We start from the raw sequence: 1,858 nt of genomic DNA on the forward strand, positions 1-1,858 counted from the left end.
GCATGGAGCCGCGCCCGCACCGACATCGTCTGGAACAGCGACATGAAGCCGGTCACGCCCTTGCGGACGATCAAGCCCTTGTGGAAATGCCGGTTGCCGGCGTTGCCTTCGCGGAACGCCTTGTAGAGCGCCTCGGCGGCGGCGATCTCGTCGCGCGACGCCTTCGTGCGCACCGACATGTAGCCGGTCGGCTGCCCGTTGCGCATCACCGGCACCGTATTCGAGCGCACCCAGTAGTGATCGCCGTTCTTGCGGCGGTTCTTCACGAGCGCGGTCCATGGCTCGCCGCCCTTGAGCGTCGCCCACATGTCGGCGAACGCCTCCTTCGGCATGTCCGGGTGCCGCACCACGTTGTGCGGCTGGCCTTCGATCTCTTCGGGGGAAAATCCGCTGACCTGGATGAATGCCGCGTTCGCGTAGGCAATGTAGCTGTTCGCGTCAGTGGTCGACATCAGCGTCGCGTCGTCCGGAAAATCGAATTCGCGTTGCGTGACGGGCTGGTTGTTGCGCATGGTGTGGAGCTCCGGGTAGCGGATCTTGCGCCCGCTTGTCGATTGATTCTCGACCCCGCGCATTGCGGTCGATCCGCACGCGCATTGGTCTGGCTCCTGCGCTTTCGGCAAATTCGGCGAAAACATTATGCCGTATTCGGGTAAATATGCATTAAAAATGCATCATCTTGTTTTTACCAAACAATTCGTTTATGGGTGAAACTAAACACCAGGCCAGGCAACGGTTTGAAGGCCATTCGTCAGATTATTCTGACGTGATTTTCCCGCTCGATTCAACGCATCGACACAAAATCCAAAATACGAATATTTCTCGTTTGGCGCAATGCGCTTGAATCGAAAAACCTGAATGCGCATTGCGCGCGTCAAACAGGAGGCCACGCTCGGGCGCGCACCTCGTGTGCGCGCGCCGGCGATCACCGGAACACGTTCACCGCATCCACGAGACGCGTCGCCTGCTGCTTCAGGCTCTCCGACGCCGCCGTGCTCTGCTCGACCAGTGCCGCGTTCTGCTGCGTGATGTTGTCCAGGTGCACGACCGCCTGATCGACCTGCGACACGCCGGTGCTCTGCTCGGCCGTCGACGAGCTGATCTCCGCGATCAGGTCCGACACGCGCTTCACCTGCGCGACGATGTCCTCCATCGTCTTGCCCGCCTCGTCCACGCGCCGCGCGCCCGACTCGACACGGTCGACGCTCGCGCCGATCAGCGTCTTGATCTCCTTGGCCGCGTTCGCGCTGCGTTGCGCGAGCGCCCGCACCTCGCCGGCGACCACCGCGAAGCCGCGCCCCTGTTCGCCCGCACGTGCCGCCTCCACCGCCGCGTTCAGTGCGAGGATGTTGGTCTGGAACGCGATGCCGTCGATCACGCCGATGATGTCGGCGATCTTGCGCGAGCTGGCAGTGATGTCGCTCATCGTCGTGACGACCTCGCCCACCGCCTGCCCGCCGCGCCCGGCCGCCTCGCTGGCCGACATCGCGAGCTGGTTCGCCTGCAACGCCGTCTCCGCGTTGCTGTCGACGGTCGCCGTCATCTCGGCCATCGACGCGGCCGTCTCCTGCACGCTCGACGCAGCCTGCTCGGTGCGCGCGCTCAGGTCGTTGTTGCCCTGCGCGATCTCGTTGCTCGCGCGCTGCACGTTGTGCACCTGCTCGCTGACGTCGTCGACGAGCCAGCGGAACATCAGCCCGAGCTGGTTTATCGTGCGCAGCGTCATGCCGATCTCGTCGACGCGGTTCATCCGCACGCCGCGCCGGCTTTCGCCGGTCGCGACGTTCAGCGCCTGGTCGTGCAGCCGCTTCAGCGGACGCACGATCTGCGCATCGAGCCACAGGCCGGCCGCCGCCGC

Annotated in this window: 2 protein-coding genes; both read right to left on the reverse strand. The window is 64.3% G+C overall.

The window, feature by feature from the left end; all coding sequences use genetic code 11:
• Positions 1-512, reverse strand: a 512-nt coding sequence (locus JYJ84_RS35645) for a PAS domain-containing protein (RefSeq protein ID WP_205190208.1), incomplete at its 3' end; no start/stop codon positions are given.
• A gap of 413 nt (positions 513-925) precedes the next feature.
• The coding region (locus JYJ84_RS35650) for a methyl-accepting chemotaxis protein (RefSeq protein WP_205190209.1) at positions 926-1,858 on the reverse strand (933 nt) is incomplete at its 5' end.

Origin of the sequence: Burkholderia sp. LMG 13014 (assembly GCF_905232215.1) — a bacterium.
In the GTDB taxonomy this organism is placed as follows: Bacteria; Pseudomonadota; Gammaproteobacteria; order Burkholderiales; family Burkholderiaceae; genus Burkholderia.